General features: G+C 72.9%; 14 protein-coding genes and 1 pseudogene. 7 read left to right on the forward strand and 8 right to left on the reverse strand.

What is annotated here, in order from left to right; translation table 11 throughout:
• From AB0N17_RS34750 to AB0N17_RS34765, 4 genes are all read left to right on the forward strand, one after another.
• Positions 1-342 (forward strand): crosslink repair DNA glycosylase YcaQ family protein (locus AB0N17_RS34750; RefSeq protein ID WP_366015610.1); only part of this gene is annotated, 342 nt, incomplete at its 5' end.
• Between the two features lie 69 nt (positions 343-411).
• On the forward strand, positions 412-1,128 hold the full coding sequence (locus AB0N17_RS34755) for a YoaK family protein (protein WP_366015611.1): 717 nt from the start codon (positions 412-414) through the stop codon (positions 1,126-1,128).
• Between the two features lie 153 nt (positions 1,129-1,281).
• Positions 1,282-1,689, forward strand: a complete 408-nt coding sequence (locus AB0N17_RS34760; RefSeq protein WP_366015612.1) for a YciI family protein — start codon at positions 1,282-1,284, stop codon at positions 1,687-1,689.
• Positions 1,690-1,697: 8 nt separating this feature from the next.
• Positions 1,698-2,849: a DUF6596 domain-containing protein gene (locus AB0N17_RS34765; RefSeq protein ID WP_366015671.1), complete on the forward strand. Its 1,152-nt coding sequence runs from the start codon at positions 1,698-1,700 to the stop codon at positions 2,847-2,849.
• 40 nt (positions 2,850-2,889) lie between these two features.
• On the opposite strand, the pseudogene AB0N17_RS34770 reads toward AB0N17_RS34765, so the two are convergent.
• From AB0N17_RS34770 to AB0N17_RS34795, 6 genes and pseudogenes are all read right to left on the reverse strand, one after another.
• A pseudogene (locus AB0N17_RS34770) lies at positions 2,890-4,910 on the reverse strand (ATP-dependent DNA helicase).
• 156 nt (positions 4,911-5,066) lie between these two features.
• Complete coding sequence (locus AB0N17_RS34775; protein ID WP_366015613.1) at positions 5,067-7,850, reverse strand: SpoIIE family protein phosphatase; 2,784 nt, start codon at positions 7,848-7,850, stop codon at positions 5,067-5,069.
• Between the two features lie 91 nt (positions 7,851-7,941).
• Positions 7,942-9,183, reverse strand: coding sequence for a SpoIIE family protein phosphatase (locus AB0N17_RS34780; protein ID WP_366015614.1), 1,242 nt, complete (start codon positions 9,181-9,183; stop codon positions 7,942-7,944).
• A gap of 102 nt (positions 9,184-9,285) precedes the next feature.
• Positions 9,286-9,804 carry a transglycosylase SLT domain-containing protein gene (locus AB0N17_RS34785; RefSeq protein WP_366015616.1) on the reverse strand — a complete coding sequence of 173 codons (519 nt, stop codon included), beginning with the start codon at positions 9,802-9,804 and terminating at the stop codon, positions 9,286-9,288.
• 334 nt (positions 9,805-10,138) lie between these two features.
• Complete coding sequence (locus AB0N17_RS34790; RefSeq protein ID WP_366015617.1) at positions 10,139-10,939, reverse strand: thioesterase family protein; 801 nt, start codon at positions 10,937-10,939, stop codon at positions 10,139-10,141.
• Positions 10,940-11,067: 128 nt separating this feature from the next.
• On the reverse strand, positions 11,068-11,505 hold the full coding sequence (locus AB0N17_RS34795; RefSeq protein WP_366015618.1) for a PPOX class F420-dependent oxidoreductase: 438 nt from the start codon (positions 11,503-11,505) through the stop codon (positions 11,068-11,070).
• A gap of 51 nt (positions 11,506-11,556) precedes the next feature.
• On the opposite strand from AB0N17_RS34795, the gene AB0N17_RS34800 reads away from it, so the two are divergent.
• Complete coding sequence (locus AB0N17_RS34800; protein WP_366015619.1) at positions 11,557-12,411, forward strand: YwqG family protein; 855 nt, start codon at positions 11,557-11,559, stop codon at positions 12,409-12,411.
• Positions 12,412-12,463: 52 nt separating this feature from the next.
• On the opposite strand, the gene AB0N17_RS34805 is transcribed toward AB0N17_RS34800, so the two are convergent.
• Together AB0N17_RS34805 and AB0N17_RS34810 are read right to left on the reverse strand one after the other, a co-directional pair.
• The gene (locus AB0N17_RS34805) at positions 12,464-13,492 is read right to left on the reverse strand and encodes a 2-dehydropantoate 2-reductase (RefSeq protein ID WP_366015620.1); all 1,029 of its coding nucleotides are present in this window, start codon (positions 13,490-13,492) and stop codon (positions 12,464-12,466) included.
• 126 nt (positions 13,493-13,618) lie between these two features.
• A complete protein-coding gene (locus AB0N17_RS34810) occupies positions 13,619-14,449 on the reverse strand; it encodes an EamA family transporter (RefSeq protein ID WP_366015621.1) in 831 nt (276 codons plus the stop codon).
• A 225-nt stretch (positions 14,450-14,674) separates the two neighbouring features.
• On the opposite strand from AB0N17_RS34810, the gene AB0N17_RS34815 reads away from it, so the two are divergent.
• Together AB0N17_RS34815 and AB0N17_RS34820 are read left to right on the forward strand one after the other, a co-directional pair.
• Entirely contained in the window at positions 14,675-16,081 is a 1,407-nt protein-coding gene (locus tag AB0N17_RS34815; protein WP_366015622.1) for an SMI1/KNR4 family protein, read from the forward strand.
• A 493-nt stretch (positions 16,082-16,574) separates the two neighbouring features.
• The gene (locus AB0N17_RS34820) at positions 16,575-17,798 is read left to right on the forward strand and encodes a glucuronyl hydrolase (RefSeq protein WP_366015623.1); all 1,224 of its coding nucleotides are present in this window, start codon (positions 16,575-16,577) and stop codon (positions 17,796-17,798) included.
• The last annotated feature ends 9 nt before the right edge of the window (positions 17,799-17,807 follow it).

Genomic DNA, 17,807 nt, shown 5'->3' on the forward strand with positions numbered 1-17,807 from the left:
GTGGCCGAGCCCGAGCCGTGGGCGGCCCTGCTGCCGGCGCTGGACCCCACGCCGATGGGCTGGCAGCGGCGCGAGTGGTTCCTCGGCCCGCACGGGCCCCGTCTGTTCGACCGGGTGGGCAACATCGGCCCCTCGGTGTGGTGGAACGGCCGCATCGTGGGCGGCTGGGCCCAGGACGCCGGCGGTGAGATCGTCTGCCGCTTCCTGGAGGACGTCGGTGCCGACGCGCGTGCCGCCGTGGACGCGGAGGCCGAGCGGCTGGCCTCCCGGCTGGGCGGCACACGCCTGGCCGCCCGCACCCGGGGCCGTACCTGGCTGGAGGAGGAGCTGGCCGGGAAGTGACGCGGGGCCCGGCCGGGTCCGGCGGTTCCCTCACCGGCCGGGCAGGTCCCGTCGTGCATGCTGTGGTGCATGGCCACGATCCACCCCCGCCCCGATACGCTGGCCGTCGGGGTGCTTCTCGCCGCAGTGGGCGGGTTCCTGGACGCGTACACGTATGTCCGGCACAACGTCTTCGCCAACCTGCAGTCGGGCAACGTCCTGCTGTTCTGTGTGGAGGCCACCGCCCGGCACTGGCGGCGGGCCGTGTTCCTGCTGGTCCCGATCGCGGCCTTCACCGTCGGTGTCCTCCTCGTGCAGGTGCTCGGTGTGGCCCGGGTGGTACGGCTGGTGCGCCGGCCGCTGCGGCTGGTGCTGACGCTGCAGATCGCGGCCCTGTCCGTGATCGCCGCGCTTCCCCCCGGTGTACCGGAACCGGCGACGACGGTCACCGTGTCGTTCGTGGCCGCGTTGCAGTTCGCAACCTTCACCACGCTGCGTGACGCCCCCTACACGACGCTGGCGGAGAGCGGGAATCTGCAGAAGGCCCTGGTCGCCGCGCACCAGTGGGTGGCGTCGCGGGAAGCGGCGGCCGCGCGGCGCGCGGGACGGTATTCCTTGGTCGTCGTCGGGTTCGTGGCCGGCGCGGCGATCGGGGCGGTCACCACCCGCCTGGTCGGTGCCCCGGCGGTCGCGGTGGCCGCCGGGCTGCTCGCCGCCGTTCTGCTGCTGGAGATCCGCGAGACGCGGCAACTGCGGCGCGGGCCGGCACCGAAGCCCTCCCCGGGCCCGTCCCGGTCCGGTCACTGACCCGCCTCGCCACGCCGGAAAACCGCGCCGGAAAGCTCGCCGGACAACCGAGCCGAAAAAATCTTGGGCGGCGTTGTCGAGAATCCGTGACCGGCTCCGTCCCAGGGGTGAACGCGACCACAATGGGCCGCACCCGCAACCAGGAGAACCACGATGGCCAAGTACCTGCTGCTCAAGCACTACCGCGGCGCTCCGGCACCGTGCAACGACGTACCCATGGACCAGTGGACACCGCAGGAGATCTCGGCGCACGTGCGGTACATGCAGGACTTCGCCGCCCGGCTCGAGAAGACCGGCGAGTTCGTCGACGCCCAGGCACTCGCCCCCGAAGGCTCCTGGGTCCGCTACGACGGCGAGGACCGCCCACCGGTCACCGACGGACCGTTCGCCGAGACCAAAGACCTCATCGCCGGCTGGATGGTGATCGACGTCGACAGCCACGAACGCGCCGCCGAACTGGCCGGAGAGCTGTCGGCCGCCCCCGGAGCGGGCGGCCGGCCGATCCATGAGTGGCTCGAGGTACGCCCCTTCCTGGCCGCCCCGCCCACCATCACCGAGTGACTCCCTCCATGGACGAGGCCCTGCTCCGCAGCCTCACCCCGAGCGTCCTCGCGATCCTCGTCCGCCGCGGAGCCGACTTCGCCGCGGCCGAGGACGCCGTACAGGACGCGCTGGTCGAGGCGGTCCGTGTCTGGCCCGACGACCCTCCGCGGGACGCGAAGGGCTGGCTGGTCACCGTGGCCTGGCGTCGGTTCCTCGACGCGACCCGGGCGGACACGGCCCGTCGCCGGCGTGAGGACGTCGTCGACCAGGAGCCGGTGCCCGGGCCCGCGCCCGCGATGGACGACACGCTCCAGCTCTACTTCCTGTGCTCGCACCCGTCGCTGACGCCGTCGTCGGCGGTCGCGCTCACGCTGCGCGCCGTCGGCGGGCTCACCACGCGCCAGATCGCCGAGGCCTATCTGGTGCCGGAGGCGACGATGGCGCAGCGGATCAGCCGGGCCAAGCGCACGGTCTCCGGTGTCCGCTTCGACCGGCCCGGCGACGTGGCCACCGTGCTGCGCGTCCTGTACCTGGTCTTCAACGAGGGTTACTCCGGTGATGTGGACCTCGCCGCCGAGGCCATCCGGCTGACCCGGCAACTGGCGGCGGCGATCGACCATCCCGAGGTGGCGGGGCTGCTCGCCCTCATGCTGCTCCACCACGCCCGGCGCGTCACCCGGACCGCTGCGGACGGCAGTCTGGTGCCGCTCGCCGAGCAGGACCGCGGCCGCTGGGACACCGCCTCGATCGCCGAGGGCGTGGGGATCCTGCAGGCGGCCCTCGCCCGCGACCGGCTGGGCGAGTTCCAGGCCCAGGCCGCCATCGCGGCACTCCACGCCGACGCGCCCACCGCCGGGGAGACCGACTGGGTGCAGATCGTAGAGTGGTACGACGAACTCGTGCGGCTGACCGACAGCCCGGTCGTCCGGCTCAACCGTGCGGTGGCCGTCGGCGAGGCCGACGGACCGCGCGCGGGGCTGACGGCGCTCGCGGCGCTGAAGGACTCCCTGCCCCGCCACGCGGCGGTGGCGGCGTACCTGCACGAGCGTGACGGCGACCTGGCGACGGCGGCACGGCTGTACGCCGAGGCGGCCCACAAGGCGCCCAACCTGGCCGAGCGCGACTATCTGACGCGCCAGGCCGCGCGGCTCAACGCCGAGCGAAACCGAGGGGGATGAGGAAACCGGGGGGCCTGTGCCCTTGCCCACCGCAGCATCGTCACCTCGCTCCGGTCAGGACGCACAGCCGCTTGGTCGGACGGGTGAGGGCGACGTACAGGTCTCTCTCGCCGCTGGGCCCGGCCGCGGCGATCTCCTCGGGCAGGACGACCACGACGGAGTCGAACTCCAGGCCGCGAGCCTCGGAGGCCGGGACGACGCGCGCCCACTCGGTGACCCGGGCCCGGGTCAGCTCGTCGGTCCTGGCGTCCGGGCACAGCACCGCGAGCAGGTCGCCGGGGTGGGCGGCGGCCTGCGCCCGCAGCTCGCCGGTCAGGGCGGTGACGAGCCCGGGTTGTGCGGTCAGGGTGCGTGGCGTCTCGCCGTGGCGGATCGAGCGGCCCGGTCGCCGGCCGGGAGCGATCCGTGCCAGGAGGTCGCCGGTGGCGGCCAGGATCTCGTGGGTGGTGCGGTAGTTGACGGTCAGGGTGTGCACGGTGAAGCGGTCGCCCAGGTGCGGGCCCAGCGCCTCCCGCCAGTCGCGGGCGGTGGACGCGGGGCCCGCCTGGGCGAAGTCGCCCACGACGGTCATGGACCGTGCCGGACAGCGGCGCAGGACCATGCGCCACTGCATGGGGGTCAGCTCCTGGGCCTCGTCGACGACGACATGCCCGAAGACGCGCTCGGGCGGGCCGTCGACCAGGCTCGCCGCCTCGTCCAGGAGAGCCGCGTCCGAGTCGGTCCACCCGGCGCCCGCGGTGCGCAGCAGCAGGGCGTGTTCGGCGGGGGTCAGGTGCGGCAGGTGCGCCGTCATGGTGTGCGGGTCCGTCAGGAGAGCGCTGTGGAGGGCGGCGGGTGTCAGGCGCGGCCACAGCTCCTGGACGGCGTGCTCGACGTGGTCCTCGTCCAGCAGGGCCGCGCGTACCGCGTCCGCGTCGAACTCCTCGTCCGCGTCCGCGGCCGGCGCGTCGCCCAGTCCGAGGGTCCGCAGGTCGGCGTCGACCGCCTGGTCGAGGTCGATCCCGGTGGCCGCCGCCGCTTCCGCGTCGAAGCGTGCCAGGCATCGGCGAACGCGCGCCCCAGCGTCGCGGTGGCCGCGTCGACGAGGTGCCGTTTGAACACCTCACGCGCCGGGTTGTGCGGCAGGCCGCTCGCCGCGGCGGCGTCGCGCGCCCGCGCGACCTCCTCCTGGGGCAGCCGGACCTGCTCCTGTCCCACGCGTACCGTGAAGTCCCCGCCGTGCCCCTGGTGGGAGCGCACCAGCCCGGCCAGTGCCTCGGCCATCGCCGGGCCGCCCTTGAGCCGCGCCGCCTCCGACGGCTCCTGGGCGGCCGGCCGGTGCACCCCGGCGAGTTCCCGACAGGTCGCCAGGACGGCGTCGTTCTCCCCGAGCGAGGGAAGAACCCGGGAGACGTAGTCGAGGAAGCGCGGGTTCGGCCCGACGATCAGCACGCCTCGCTCGGCGACCCGAGGGAACGCGTACAAGAGGTACGCGGCCCGGTGCAGCGCCACCACGGTCTTGCCCGTGCCGGGGCCGCCCTGCACCACCGTCACCCCACGGTCGGCGGACCGCACGATCGCGTCCTGCTCCGTCTGCAAGGTGGCCACCACCGCACCCATGCGCCCGGTCCGCCCCGCCTCCAGCGCCTGTATCAGCGGCCCGTCGCCCACCACGTCGTCGGGGGTCGGGGCGGAGCCGTCCAGGATCTCGTCACTCACCGCGCGCACCACGCGGCCCTCGCAGCGCAGGTGGCGGCGGCGCCGCAGCCCGGTCGGACGCAGCGGCGTCGCCGTGTAGAACGGCCGCGCCGCCTCGGCCCGCCAGTCCACGAGCAGCGGTAGGTCGTGGTCCCGCAGGTGCAGGCCGATCCGTCCGAGGTGCAGCACCGTCCCGTCCGCGCCGTCGACGCGCCCGAAGACGAGCCCCTGCTCGGCACCCTCCAGCCGGCGCGCCAGCCCGGTCAGGCGCCCGGCCTCCACCTCACGCGCGTACACCTCGCCAGGGCTCCCGGGCTTCTGCTCCAGAACGTCCGCCAGTTGGGCACGTGCCTGCGCGAGGCGCTCGTCCAGCACTGCGTACATGCCGTCCACACGGGCCTGCTCGCCCGCCACTTGACGCTCGGCATCACCATCGACCTGCGGAAACAACCGGCCTCCCCTCGATACGGCTCCCCACTATGCAGCCCGAATTCCGAGAAAGTAAGGCTTGACTTACCTGCACGCGTCGGCCGTGGGGCGTCAGAGGGCCACGTCGTCGAACAACACGGACATGTCGGGTTCCGGAGTGCGGCCCAGCATCTGTTCGGCCCAGATCACCTTCCCCCGGGCCAGGTAGCGCGTTCCCCAGGCCTGGGTGAACTGGGAGACGAGGAACAGGCCACGGCCCCCTTCGTCGGTGGTGGCCGCGCGGCGCAGCCGAGGGGAGGTGCTGCTGCCGTCGGACACCTCGCAGACGAGGGTGCGCCCCAGCAGCATCCTGACGCGTACGGGGGGTGCGCCGTAGCGGATCGCGTTGGTGAGGAGTTCGCTGACGATCAGTTCCGTTGCGAAGGCCTGCTCCTCGAGCCCCCAGCCGGCCAGTCGCCGGGTCACCTCGCCGCGGACCCACCCCACGGACGTCGCGTCGTAGGGCACGTCCCAGGTGGCGACGCAGGCCGGGTTGAGCAGGCGGGTCCGTGCCACCAGCAGCGCGGCGTCGTCGCTGGGCTGCTCGGGCAGCATCGTGTCCACGAGCGCCTGGCAGATCTCCTCCGGTGTGTCGCCCGCGCGGGCGACGGTGGAGCGCAGCGTCTCCAGGCTCTCGTCGATGTCACCACCCCGGTGCTCGATCAGGCCGTCGGTGAACAGCACCAGCCGGCTGCCCTCGGCGAGGTCCAGCTCACCGACCTCGAAGGGGACGCTTCCCACTCCCAGGGGCGGGGACAGCGGGAGGTCGGGAAAGGTCACCGTGCCCTGGGGGTCCACGACGGCGGGCGCGATGTGCCCGGCGCGGGACAGGACGCAGTGCCCGTCGACGGGGTCGTAGACGGCGTAGAGGCAGGTGGCTCCGGTGAGCGGAGCGCGGTCGTCGTCGGCGTGGTCCGTCTGCGCGTCCAGCCGGTTCACCATCTCGTCGAGGTGGCCGAGCAGTTCGTCGGGCGCCAGGTCGAGCGAGGAGAAGTTCAGCACGGCGGTGCGCAGCCGTCCCATGGTCACGGCCGCTTGCAGCCCGTGTCCCACGATGTCGCCGACGACCAGGGCGACGCGGAAGCCGGGCAGCGGGATGACGTCGAACCAGTCGCCGCCCACGCCGGACTGTGCCGGCAGGTAGCGTGAGGCGATCTCCAGCGCGTTCTGGTCCGGGAAGCCCAGGGGCAGCAGGTTGCGCTGCAACGTCACGGCCATGGCGTGCTCGCGGGCGTAACGGCGTGCGTTGTCGATCGCCACGGCGGCACGGGCCACCAGTTCCTCGGCCACGGCGGTGTCCTCCGCCTCGAACCGGGGGGAGTCGGCCGCCCGCCAGAAGTTGACCATGCCGAGGGTCACACCGCGCGCCCGGAGCGGCACCGTGATCAGGGAGTGGATGCCGTAGTCCAGCGCCTGCCGTGCCCCCTGTGGATCCTGTGCCCGCCAGTCCCGGGCGGCCCGCAGATCCGGCACCAGGACCGCCTTCCCGTCGTGCAGCGCCGCCGCCATCGGTGTGTCGGCCATGACGAACCGGATCACGTCCCCCACCGGCTGCAGGGGCACCCCGGTCCGCGATTCGCGCAGCGCGGTGCGCCGCATCTGGTGCACGGCTCCGGTGGGCTCCTCACCGTGCAGGACGGACTCGAGGAGCTCCACGGTGACGAAGTCGGCCAGGCGGGGTACGGCCACCTCGGAGAGTTCCTCGGCCGTACGCCGTACGTCGAGCGTGGTGCCGATGCGCATGCCCGCCTCGTAGAGGAAGGAGAGCCGGCCGCGGGCCACCTCGGCCTGGCCGGAGAGGGCCCTCAGTTCCGTGGTGTCACGGAAGGTGGCGACCAGTCCCTGCGCGCCGCCGAAGGGAGCGGTGGGCCGGATGTTCACCGCCAGCAGCCGCTCCCCCGCCGGGATCACCTCGTCGGAGGCCGCCTCGCCCGACGCCAGCAACCGCGTCAGCACGGGGCCCAGCCCCAGTTCCGGCACCGTCCGCCGATCGGCGTCCGCGGGGAGGTCCAGCAGCCGGCGTGCCTCGTCGTTGGCGAGCAGCAGCTGTCCGTCGCCGCCGACGATCAGGACGCCTTCGCGCACCGCGTGCAGCACGGCGTCGTGGTGCTCGTACATCCGGGTCATCTCGGCGGGTCCGAGTCCGCGGGTCTGCCGGAGCAGGCGGCGGCTGACCAGTGCCGTGCTGCCGGTGGCCAGTGCGAGCGCCACCGCCGCCGCGCCGAGCAGCATGGGCAGCTGCTGGTTCAGCACATGGCCCAGCGTGGCGTACTCGATGCCCGCGGTGACCATCCCCACCACGTGCCCGTTCGCATCCGTCACGGGTACGACCGCCCGCACGGCGTCGGTCGGCCGGCCGTGGTACGTCTCCGTGAACGTCTCTCCCCCGGCGGCTCGGCCGACGCCTTCCGCCTTCGTACCGATCAGGGCGGGGTCGGGGTCGGTGAGCCGGACGCCGTCCTTGTCCAGGACCGTGACGAAGTCGACGCCGGAACCTTTCCTCGCCCGCTCCGCCGCCGGCTGGAGCCGAGCGGTGGGATGCGGTGACTGCAGCGCCGGCGCCGTTCCGGGTGCGTTCGCGAACGCTTCGGCCGCGGCCAGTGACTGGTTGGCCGCGTCGCGCTCGCCGTCATGCCGGCCCTGCACCACCAGGGCGGCGGCCGCCAGGACGACCAGGACCAGCACGACGAGGGCCTGGAGCAGGAAGACCTGCGCGGCGAGGGTGCGGACGCTCAGGGACGGCGATGTGAAACGCCCGTGTGAAGGAGCGGGCCGTGACCGACGGAAAGGCCGTGACCACCGTGTGCCGGGCGGCGGTGCCGCTCTGCTCCACGACCGGCGGAAACGTCCGCTCATGTCCCTTTTCTAGCACCCGGGGCCCGTGCACGGCGAGCGGCACGTCCGGCGCCGCGGCTTCTCCCCGCCCCGGCCGTGCGGCACGGAGGCTCTACAGCCGGACGATGATCAAGGCGATGTCGTCGCCTCCTCCGTCGGCCACGCCGAGGCGGGTCAGCAGCGTGTCGGCGAGATCGCCGGGGCCCAGCCGGGCGTGCCGGGCGAGGGTGCCGGCGAGGCGGTGGAGCCCGGCGTCGATGTCCTCGCCCCGGCGCTCGATGAGTCCGTCGGTGTAGAGGACCAGGGTGTCGCCCGGGCTGTAGGGCACCGTGGCCCGGGGGCGCGGGGCCTGGCCGGTGGGGACACCCAGCGGCGGGTCGGTGGCGTGTTCGAGCAGGGCGACCGTTCCGTCCGCCTGGGCCAGCAGGGGCGGTGGATGGCCGGCGCTGCTGTAGGTGATGTGCCGCAGACGGGTGTCTACGACGGCGTTGGCGGCGGTCGTGGCCAGTGCGCCGTCAAAGGCGCCGGCGTAGCGGCTCAGGACGTCCATCGCCCTGCCGGGTTCGCCGAGGGCGAGCACGGCGGCGGACAGGGCGCTGTGGAGCATGCCCATGACGGCGGCGGCCTCCAGGCCGTGGCCGACCACGTCGCCGACGGCGACGGCGAATCTGTCTCCGGAGAGGTCCACGACGTCGTACCAGTCGCCGCAGACGTTGAGCGACCGGGCCGCGGGCATGTACCGCACGGCGATGTCCCGGTGCCCGGCCAGGTCCGGGGAGTGCAGCATCGCTTCCTGGAGGGTGAGGGCGGTGCGGCGTTCCCGGTCGTGGGCTTCGCGGAGCTCCTCGTTGAGGCACTGCAGTTCCTGCGCCCGCGCGTACAGCTCGGACTCCATCCCGGCGGGCTCCCCGCCCGGGTCCTGGGGCCGCGCCCGCCGAGAGCGGGCCAGGACGAACTCGGTCATGTCCTCGACCCGGTGGATGATCAAGGCGACCTCTCCGTCGGGCCCGAGGACCGGCGTGTTGATCGGCGACCACCACTTCTGCCGGAACACCCCCGGGCAGCCGGACACCGGGACGTCGTACTTCTGCACCGCCATCGTGTCCGGTTCCTTCGAGCGCAGCACCCGGCGCAGGGAGGCGCTCAGTTTGCGCGCGCCGTCGGCGTCGGGGTCCGCCGGATTGTCGGGGTGTACCGCGAAGAGGTACCGGCCGATCAGCTCGTCCCGGGTGCGGCCCGTCGCCCGCAGGTACGCCTCGTTGACCTCGACCACCACGAGGCCGGGGTCCAGTACCAGGTAGGGACTGGGCGTCACGGCGAACAGCGCCCGATAGTCGATCCGCGGTGTGGTCACATGCGGTCTCCCGTCCCGTCGGCCGGGTCTCGTCCCTGCAAGTATGCGTCCGGCCCAGAGCGGCGGTCTCTCTGATCGGAGCCGGCGCCCCCGGCTACGGGATCAGTAGGCGGAGTTGACGTTGTCGATGGAGCCGTAGCGGTGTGCGGCGTAGTTGGCGGCGGCGGTGATGTTGGCCACCGGGTCGGTGACGCTGTGCGCGGTGCCGTCGACGTGGTAGGCGTTGAAGGTGGGGTCGATCACCTGGAGCAGGCCCTTGGAGGGGGTGCCCTGCTTGGCGTTGACGTCCCAGTTGTTCTGCGCGGCGGGGTTGCCGCCGGACTCGCGCATGATGTTGCGCTTCAGGCCGTCGTAGCTGCCCGGGATGCCCTTGGACTTCATGATCTGCAGCGCCTGGTTGATCCAGCCGTCGAGGTTGCCCGCGCTGCCGGTGGTCGTCTTGGGGTCGGTGTGGCTGCCCTGGGCGACCTGGTGGACGGCGGTCGTCCGCGGCGCCTCGGCGGCCTGCGCGGAAGCCGGCATCACGACGATGGCAGCGGCGGCGACGCCGGTGGTGGCGAGGCCGGTGAGGGCGATCGCACGAAGTCGGGCAAGGCGGCGGGTACCGGTGATCGCGGTCATGAAGGGGTCTCTCCTGGGGGGACGTCGGTGAGGCCGGCCGGATCGCGGTCGCGGCCCGCAGGGGCGTCAGGGGGCCCCGCGCTGCAGGGGTCAGCAGGCATCCGGCGGTGTACGCCCGGTGCGGCCTGCGGTTCCCGGCAACGGGAAACATGGTTAGCGGCGGCCGGAAGCCGTGGCAAGAATGTGACGTACTACCCAACTACGGAGAAATGTCCGAAATTATCTTGTCCGGGGCTTTCTGGTGCTGTTCAGGGTGGTGCGGTCCTACGACCCGCGATAGGACGTGACATGCCTCTCGTGGGCCGGGTCACCCGCCGGCGCCCCTTCAGCCCTCTCAGCCGCGCGCGGCCACGTACAGGCTCTGCGTGCTGTTGCCGAGCGGGCCCTTCTCGTCGTGCAGGGCCGAGGCGGCCAGGCCGATGCCCGCGCCGTCCACCATCGTCCGGGCGTCCAGACAGACCCACTCGCCCTCGGGATGGCGGTGCAGGCTGACGGTGAGGTCGGCGTTGATGAAGACGTAGCGGCGGAAGTCCAGCTCGGCGCTGACGCCGTTGCCCGAGTCGGCCGCGGTCAGCACCCGGCTGAGCGGTGCGATCCCCTCCCCCGCGACCAGGGGGACCCTCATCCGCATCCAGGCCGTGGCCGGGCCCGGCTCGAGGAACGAACCGGCGGCGAAACGCAGGTCCATCGCGGTGTGGTAGCCCTGGTCCCACGGGACCGGGAAGAACGCCTTCTCGGGCACGTCCCCGGGCCCGGGCACCTGCCAGCCCGGCGAGACCTGCGGTACCGAGTCCGGCACGGCCTTGATCAGGAGCGCCGTCGCCCGCATCACGTCCTGGCCGCCGTCGGATGTCAGTACCGCCTCGACGAGTTCGACACTGCGCCCCGCCCGCAGCACGCGCGTGGCCACGGTCAGCGGCCGGATGGGCACCGGGCGCATGATCTCGTACGTGATCCGGGTGAGCCGCATGTCCGGCCGTGCGCCCGGCCGCTGCTCCACGGCCAGCGCCAGCAGCGCGGCCGGCGGGCCGGCGTGCTGGGAGTCGGCGTCCCAGGGCCCCCGGGTGTACGCGCTGGGGGCGAACCGGTCGGCGGCCACCCGCTCGTAGAAGGCCTCGGCTTGCGACGTCGACATGACTGCCCCTTCCCTGCCTCGCGGACCGCACCACCTTACTAAGCGCTTGTTCAGAGCGCACGCCTCCCGAGAGACAACCGCAGCTCTTCCACCGGAAGCCCGCCCGCTTACGAGGGGATGACTCCCGGCTACGAGGGGATGACTCCCGGCCGGAACGGCTCCACGCCGACGATGTGGCGCACCCGCTCCGGTTCGACCAGGACGTGCACCCGCTGCTCGCCCTCGACCAGCCAGGGGTAGCCGTTCAGGCCGAGGTACTTGCGGGCCAGCCGGTCCATGCCGCGCTCGGCCTCCTCACCCTCCACGAAGCGCACCGCGCGGCCGGAGATCTGCACCCGGTCGTAGGGGTTCTCGGCGTCGGCGTGCGAGAGGTGGACCCGTGGGTCGCCTCGGAGGTTCTCCTCCTTGATCCGGCCCACCGAGGTGTTGAAGACGATCAGCCCGTCCTCCAGTCCCACCCACATCGGCGTGACATGGGGCGCCCCGTCCGGCGTCACCGTGGCCACGTACCAGAAGTTCGGCTCCTCCAGCCGCTTGAGCACCTGCTGGTTCAACTCGGCGGTCATGGGCCCTCCTTGATCGTCACTTTGTCAGTGGGCGCGTGCATGATCGCTACCATGACACACGAGACCGCCGACCGGCTTCGCCAGCTCGCCCATACCCATCTGCCTGAACACACCGCCGAGCGGTGGATCGGACTGCTGCGGCCGAGCCTGCGTCTGCACCGGCACACCGCAGCGGACCCGGCCACCGTCGTGGGCCGGCTCGGCGGCCTGCCTCACCTCCCGAAAGAGGAGCCGTGGCCCGTGTGGGAGGGGCACGGGCCGCTGGCGTTCATCGCCTCACTCGACTGCGGCCTGCTCCCCTCCGCCGACCTCGACATCGCCCTGCCCGCCGACGGGACGCTGGCCTTCTTCTACTTCGACGGACAGCTCGACGACGGTTGCGCGGTCGTCGATCCGGGCGATCCCGACGGCTGGGCGGGCGCGCGGGTGCTGTACATACCCGCACACGTCCCCGTCGCCGAGCGGGCGGCGCCACGGGAGATCAGGCCCTATCCCGAAGTACGGCTGACAGCGCACCTGGAGACGACGGCACCCGAGCCGCAACACCCGGTGGTCTCGCGCGCGTTCGACTCGACGCCCGACGACCACCCGGCGCGCCACCGGGACTTCGAGAGTGCCCTGTGGAACTTCTTCGAAGGCACCGAACACCGTATCGGCGGTTACGCCACCACGGTGCAGGGTGAGGTGGAGCTCGAGGTGGCCCGCGGCGCCCTGGGCAGCCCTGCCTGGGACGACCCCCGCATCGCCGAAGAGGCCCTGCGCTGGGTGCTGCTCGCGCAGTTCGACACGGACGACGACGCCGACATGATGTGGGGGGACTGCGGCGTCCTGTACTGGCTCATCCGCCCGGAAGACCTGGCCCGGCACCGCTTCGACCGGGCGATGCTCACCTGGCAGTGCGGATGACGGGCACCGGCCACCCCGCCACGTTCCGGTCCGCGGCCCCGGGGGGCCCTCGTCAGGCCTGCGCCGCCGTCCGGAGCTCGGCCAGCAGCGCGGGGCCCGTCCAGCTCTTCGCCGCCCCGCCCTCCGCCTCCTTCACGAGGGCCACCAGACGCTGGTTGGCCGGTGCGCGCAGGCCGTGCCGCGAGGCCAGCTCGACGATCTCCCCCTGCAGCGTGTCGATCTCCGTGGGCCTGCCGCGCTGCAGGTCCTCCCACATCGAGGAGCGGGCGTGCGCGTCGATGCGCAGCGTCGAGGCGGCGACCGTGCGGAACAGGGCGTCCGGCAGCCGCAGCACGTACGGGGTGAGCCAGGCCGGCGACGGGCCGATCCGGACGGGGCGTATCCCCGCGGCGCGGTAGGCGGCTAGGGCCTCGGTGTGGCACATCGCCAGGCACAGCCGGTACGGGCGCTGCGCCAGCTGTGTGCGCAGGGGCAGCCCGGACAGGGCGTTGACGGCGTTGTTGAGGTTCATGAGCAGCTTGGCCTGCTGCACCCCGGCGATGTCACCGCGCGCCTCGATCGCCAGGCCCGCCTCCCTGCAGGCGGTCATCAGGCCGGCCGCCTCCGGTGCGTCCTCCACCATCAGCGTGCCCGGCATGCCCTGGTGCACGGTGCCCGGCTCGGACTGAACGACGTTGTACGGCACCATCCCCGCCAGCACCCGGGCCTGAGGGAGAGCGGCACGCAGGGTGGCCGGATTGTGCAGCCCGTTCTGGAAACTGACCACGACCGCACCGGGCTTGAGGTGCGCGGCCAGTTCCCGGGCCGCGGCCCCGGTGGCGGCGGTCTTCACGGTGACCAGCACATAGTCCGCCTCTGCGGCGGCGTCGGGCGTGGTGGCTACGGTCACCCCGTCGGCCGGCAGATGGCGGGGCGGGCGGCCTGAGCTGCTGAGCGTCAGGCCCTTCTCCCGCAGGACGTCCATCGCCCCCGGCCGGCCGATCAACGTGACGTCGGCGCCTGCGGCGGCGAGGCTGCCGCCGAGATGGCAGCCGATGCTGCCCGCGCCGAGGACGGCGAACTTCCCACGGGGCTCGGACATGCGGTTCACTCCCGGAAGGCTTGGTGGAGGGTCCAGCATGGCCGAGGGCGGCGGCGGTGACCAGGGGTGATCGTGTGCTGCGCCGACCGCTGGACCGGCCGCTGCGCGAAGGGGCGCGCGCGAGGGCTACCCGAGGCTGGTCAGGGCGGTTGCGGCTGCCGCGGCGATGAGGCCGGTGGTCTGCAGGCGGGACGAGCGCTCGGTGAGCACGACCCGGGCGAGGAGCACCGTCACCGCGGGGTACAGAGCGGTGAGCACGGCCACGACGGTGAGCTGGCCGCGCCCGGTGGCGGCCAGGAACAGCAGGTTCGCGATCCCGGCGAGGAGACCGGCCACGACGGTGGGCAGCACGGCCGGACGCCAGTCCGCCTCCCTCGGACGCACCCCGAGCGCGAACGGGAGCACGAGCAGCAGTGCTGCGGCCTGGCCGGGCACGAGGGGCCAGGCCCCGGAGGCGGTGCCGGCGCGGTCCAGGGCGATGAAGAGCAGGGCGAATCCGGCGCCGGCGGCCACCCCGTGGGCCAGTCCGGCGCGCCCGTGCCGGTCGGTCCGGGGTTGCCAGGAGACGAGGGCGATCGCGGGGACCGCGATGACGATGCCGGTCATGGCCAGCGGGGAGAGGCGGTCGCCGAGGAAGAGCCCGACGACGGCGGGGATGACGGCGGTGAGTACGGCCGAGCAGGTCGCGGTCACCCGCATCGCTCCGAGGGAGAGGCCGCGGTAGAGGGCCAGGGTGCCCACGGCGCTGCCGAGCCCGCTGACGGCACCCCAGAGCAGTGCGTGGGGGGTGGGGCCGGCTCCGGGAAAGAGCACGACGCCGACGCCCGCGGCGAGAAGCCCGAACGCCTGAACGGCGACGGTCACCGGGCCGGCCGCGAGGCGCCGGCTGCCGAGTCCCGCGGCGAAGTCCGAGGTGCCGTAGGCCAAGGACGCCAGCAGCGCCAAGAGGGCACCCACGGCTATCGCCGCCCCTGTTTCGTGCTGCCGGGGGCGGGTGGCGAGAAGCGTTCTGCCTGAACGAGGAGCATGGCTGTCGTCCACCGAGAGCGGGGTGATGGCCGGAGGACCATCACCCCCTTACAACCCCACCCACCGGGCGCATGTTCCCGGGCCGGCCGACTCCGCGGGCGTCCCCCGGCCCTGCGGATCTTCGGTGTCAGTGGTCTCCCGTACGGTCTGCCCATGGCTGATCAGAGACTTGCCTCGTCCTCGCTGAACGACTTCGCGACCTGGGAGCCCGTGCTGCGGCTTCTGCGGGACCGCGGCGCAAAGGAGCAGGCCGACTCGTCCATACGCGTGGCGGGGCGCATCGGCCGGCGAACCTGGAGCCTGCCCGTGCGGCAAGGGCATGGCGCGCCCGGTCGAGCCGCGCAGGCCGGCGACATGGGGCGGGAGTTCGAGGCGGTGAAGCGGGTCCAGAGCGGGCTCGTCGACGCCGGTCTCGAGGACATCTCGTTCACCGCGCGGATCTCGCCGACCGGAGAGGCCGCGCTGAGCCTGCTCGCACCCAGCCCTGCCGTGGAGTCCGGCATCGGCAGCCCGCACCCGGGCGCGCTCATCCTGGTCGAGGGCGCGGTTCCCGAGCCCTGGCGCCGTCTTCCCGATCCGGTGCCCGGGGCCGTACCGGCCCCTTCGGCGGATCCGGAACTGCTGGAGCGGACGCTGCGTGAGCGGCTGCCCGACGCCGTCGGCGCGACGGACGAGGAGATCTCCGCCGCCGAGGCCCGCCTCGGCATCGCCCTGCCCGAGGAGCTCAAGGCGCTCTACCGGGTGACGCGTTCGCGGTCGGAGGACTGGGCCGACGACTACGACGCGGTGGTACGTCACGTCACGGTGGTCCGCTGTGAACTCTTCCCGTTGAACGACCTGTACATCGCCGACGCCGCGTCCCGCCGCTGTCCCTGGAGGTTCGCGGCGAAGGAAGCGGTCGTCACCCCGCCCGACGCCGCGGTGCAGGGGCTGGTCGGTTCACCCGGCTGGATCGTCTTCGGTGACACCGGGGGTGGCGACCGGCTGGCGCTCGACCTGACACCCGGCCCGCGGGGGCACGTGGGGCAGGTCGTCATCCTCAGCCACGAGGAGAACGTCGGCGCCGGTCTGGTCGCCGACTCGCTGACCGACCTCGTCATGGACCGGCTCAGCAAGCCGACCGGCGGCGGCGCGGGCGGAGACGAGCGGCCGGCCGTGGCGCACGTCAACATCCAGAGCCTGCCCAGCATCGAGGCCGCCGCCCACCCGGGCCTGGAGGTGCTGTCGCTCGGCGTGTGGGAGGCCGAGCCGCTCAGCCTCGCCCCGGTCACCGGGCTGCCCCGGCTGCGGACCCTCGCCGCCTACCCGGGCACGCTGGCCGACCCTCTGGAGATCGCCGGGCTGACCGGCCTGGAGTACCTCGAGCTCGGTCCCCGGGAATGGCGGGTCCTTCTCGACGCCGGTGCCGTCCCGCGGAGCCTGTCGGCCGCCGCCATCACGGTGCAGGGCGAGCAGTCCCCCCTGTCGATCGTGGCCCTCGCCAACGAACTGCTGGCCCTCTGGGACCGGCCGCGGATCATCCGCACCGTCCTCGAAGGCGACCTCGGACCGGCGGCGTAGCGATCGGGGCCGGTCGCCGCACGGGGCCGTGCCCCGCCCACCGATCACACACGGAGCCGGGCCCCGCCCGCGGATCAGCCGATGAGCGAGTGGAACTGGTCGAGGCTGGTCCCGCCACAGTTCGGCCGGCACCGCATAGGGCTCGGGGTCCTCCGGCGCGGAGGCGATGGCACCCGCCACATGGTGCACGGCCGCGGCCGGGCTGCCCCCGCAGTGGGCCATCACCCGCGCGAGCCCCATCGCACCTGCTACCGCTCGATTCGACACGGTCCCGAGGGTATCCCTCGCTCCCGGCCCCGTCCGGTCCCGGGCCTCGGCCTCGAACTTCCCGCCGCCTGCGGGAGGAACACACACTGGGCCGGGCAGGCAGCCAGACATGTCCACCCGTGGTTCACATACAAGAACATCACCCATGTGGGTGTACGTGATGGTGGCCGCCGTGCCAGACTCGCTCAACGTCCCTGCGAGATCGGCTACTTGCTCGGAGGTCTCCATGAGCCTGTCCCGGCGTGCCGTGCTGACGGTGGCGGCCGGCGCCACGGCAACCGCCGCCGCACCGGCGGCCGCAACGACGTCCGGCGGCCGCGAGCCGGTGTCGGGTCCGGCCGCGCTGCGCGCGGCGGCCGACTACGCGGTGGAGAAACTGCGTGCTGTGGCGCCGGGTGTGAGCGCCTTCCCCGTCGGTACGAAGTTCGAGAAGTGGGTGTTCTCCCAGAACGGCGACTGGGTGGGAGGGTTCTGGCCGGGGACGCTGTGGATGGCGTACCTCTACAGCGGGGACGACACGTTCCGCACGCTGGCGCTCGACTCGGCCCGCAAGCTCGCGCCACGCCGGTACGACACCGGCACCCACGACCTCGGCTTCCTCTTCTACCCCTCCTGGGTCACCGCCTGGCGGCTGACCGGCGAGGACAGCTGGCGGGCGGGCGCCATACAGGCAGCCGATTCCCTGACCCGGAGATACAACCCGCGAGGCCGCTTCATCCGGGCCTGGGGAGCGCTCGGCGACCCGCGGAACGCCGGCCGCGTGATCATGGACACGATGATGAACCTCGACCTGCTGACCTTCGCAAGCCGGCAGACGGGCGACGAGACGTACCTGCGCATCGCCGTCGAACACGCCAGGACCGCGCAGCGGGTCTTTCCCCGCCAGGACGGCTCGACACCCCACGTCTTCGACTTCGACCCCGACAGCGGCGCGCCGATCGGCCCGAACACGGTCCAGGGTTACAGCCCCGCCTCCTGCTGGTCCCGCGGGCAGGCCTGGGGCATCTACGGCTTCACCACCCTGTACCGCCGCACCAAGGACGGCCGATTCCTGTCCACGGCACGCAGACTCGCCGACTTCGCCGTCGGAGCGCTGAGCGCGGATCACGTCCCCGTGTGGGACTACCGTGCGCCGCAGCAACCCCACGACGTCAAGGACGCGTCGGCGGGAGCGGCCATGGCCTGCGGGCTGCTCGACCTGTCCGCCGCGACCGGCCGGCCCGAGTACCGGCAGGTCGCCGTGCGAATCCTCACCGCGCTGTCGGAGACCTGCCTGACGAGGAACTCGACCCGCGCGGAAGCCGTCGTCGCCCGCTGCACCCGCAACCGGCCGGCGGAGGACGGGATCGAGATCTCCCTGCCGTACGCCGACTACTACCTGCTGGAAGGCATCCTGCGCGTACTGCGGCCGAAGGACGTCGACCGGGCCATCGACCTGTCGACGGTGTGACGGCCGCCG

It is taken from the genome of Streptomyces sp. NPDC051133 (assembly GCF_040682635.1).
Classification (GTDB): Bacteria; Actinomycetota; Actinomycetes; order Streptomycetales; family Streptomycetaceae; genus Streptomyces.

What these genes read in the sequence shown, in the direction of transcription:
- AB0N17_RS34755 (WP_366015611.1), top strand. Translation starts at nt 412, where the DNA reads ATGGCCACGATCCACCCCCGCCCCGATACGCTGGCCGTCGGGGTGCTT.
- AB0N17_RS34760 (WP_366015612.1), top strand. Translation starts at nt 1,282, where the DNA reads ATGGCCAAGTACCTGCTGCTCAAGCACTACCGCGGCGCTCCGGCACCG.
- AB0N17_RS34765 (WP_366015671.1), top strand. Translation starts at nt 1,698, where the DNA reads ATGGACGAGGCCCTGCTCCGCAGCCTCACCCCGAGCGTCCTCGCGATC.
- AB0N17_RS34775 (WP_366015613.1), bottom strand. Translation starts at nt 7,850, where the DNA reads ATGAGCGGACGTTTCCGCCGGTCGTGGAGCAGAGCGGCACCGCCGCCC.
- AB0N17_RS34785 (WP_366015616.1), bottom strand. Translation starts at nt 9,804, where the DNA reads ATGACCGCGATCACCGGTACCCGCCGCCTTGCCCGACTTCGTGCGATC.
- AB0N17_RS34790 (WP_366015617.1), bottom strand. Translation starts at nt 10,939, where the DNA reads ATGTCGACGTCGCAAGCCGAGGCCTTCTACGAGCGGGTGGCCGCCGAC.
- AB0N17_RS34795 (WP_366015618.1), bottom strand. Translation starts at nt 11,505, where the DNA reads ATGACCGCCGAGTTGAACCAGCAGGTGCTCAAGCGGCTGGAGGAGCCG.
- AB0N17_RS34800 (WP_366015619.1), top strand. Translation starts at nt 11,557, where the DNA reads ATGACACACGAGACCGCCGACCGGCTTCGCCAGCTCGCCCATACCCAT.
- AB0N17_RS34805 (WP_366015620.1), bottom strand. Translation starts at nt 13,492, where the DNA reads ATGTCCGAGCCCCGTGGGAAGTTCGCCGTCCTCGGCGCGGGCAGCATC.
- AB0N17_RS34815 (WP_366015622.1), top strand. Translation starts at nt 14,675, where the DNA reads ATGGCTGATCAGAGACTTGCCTCGTCCTCGCTGAACGACTTCGCGACC.
- AB0N17_RS34820 (WP_366015623.1), top strand. Translation starts at nt 16,575, where the DNA reads ATGAGCCTGTCCCGGCGTGCCGTGCTGACGGTGGCGGCCGGCGCCACG.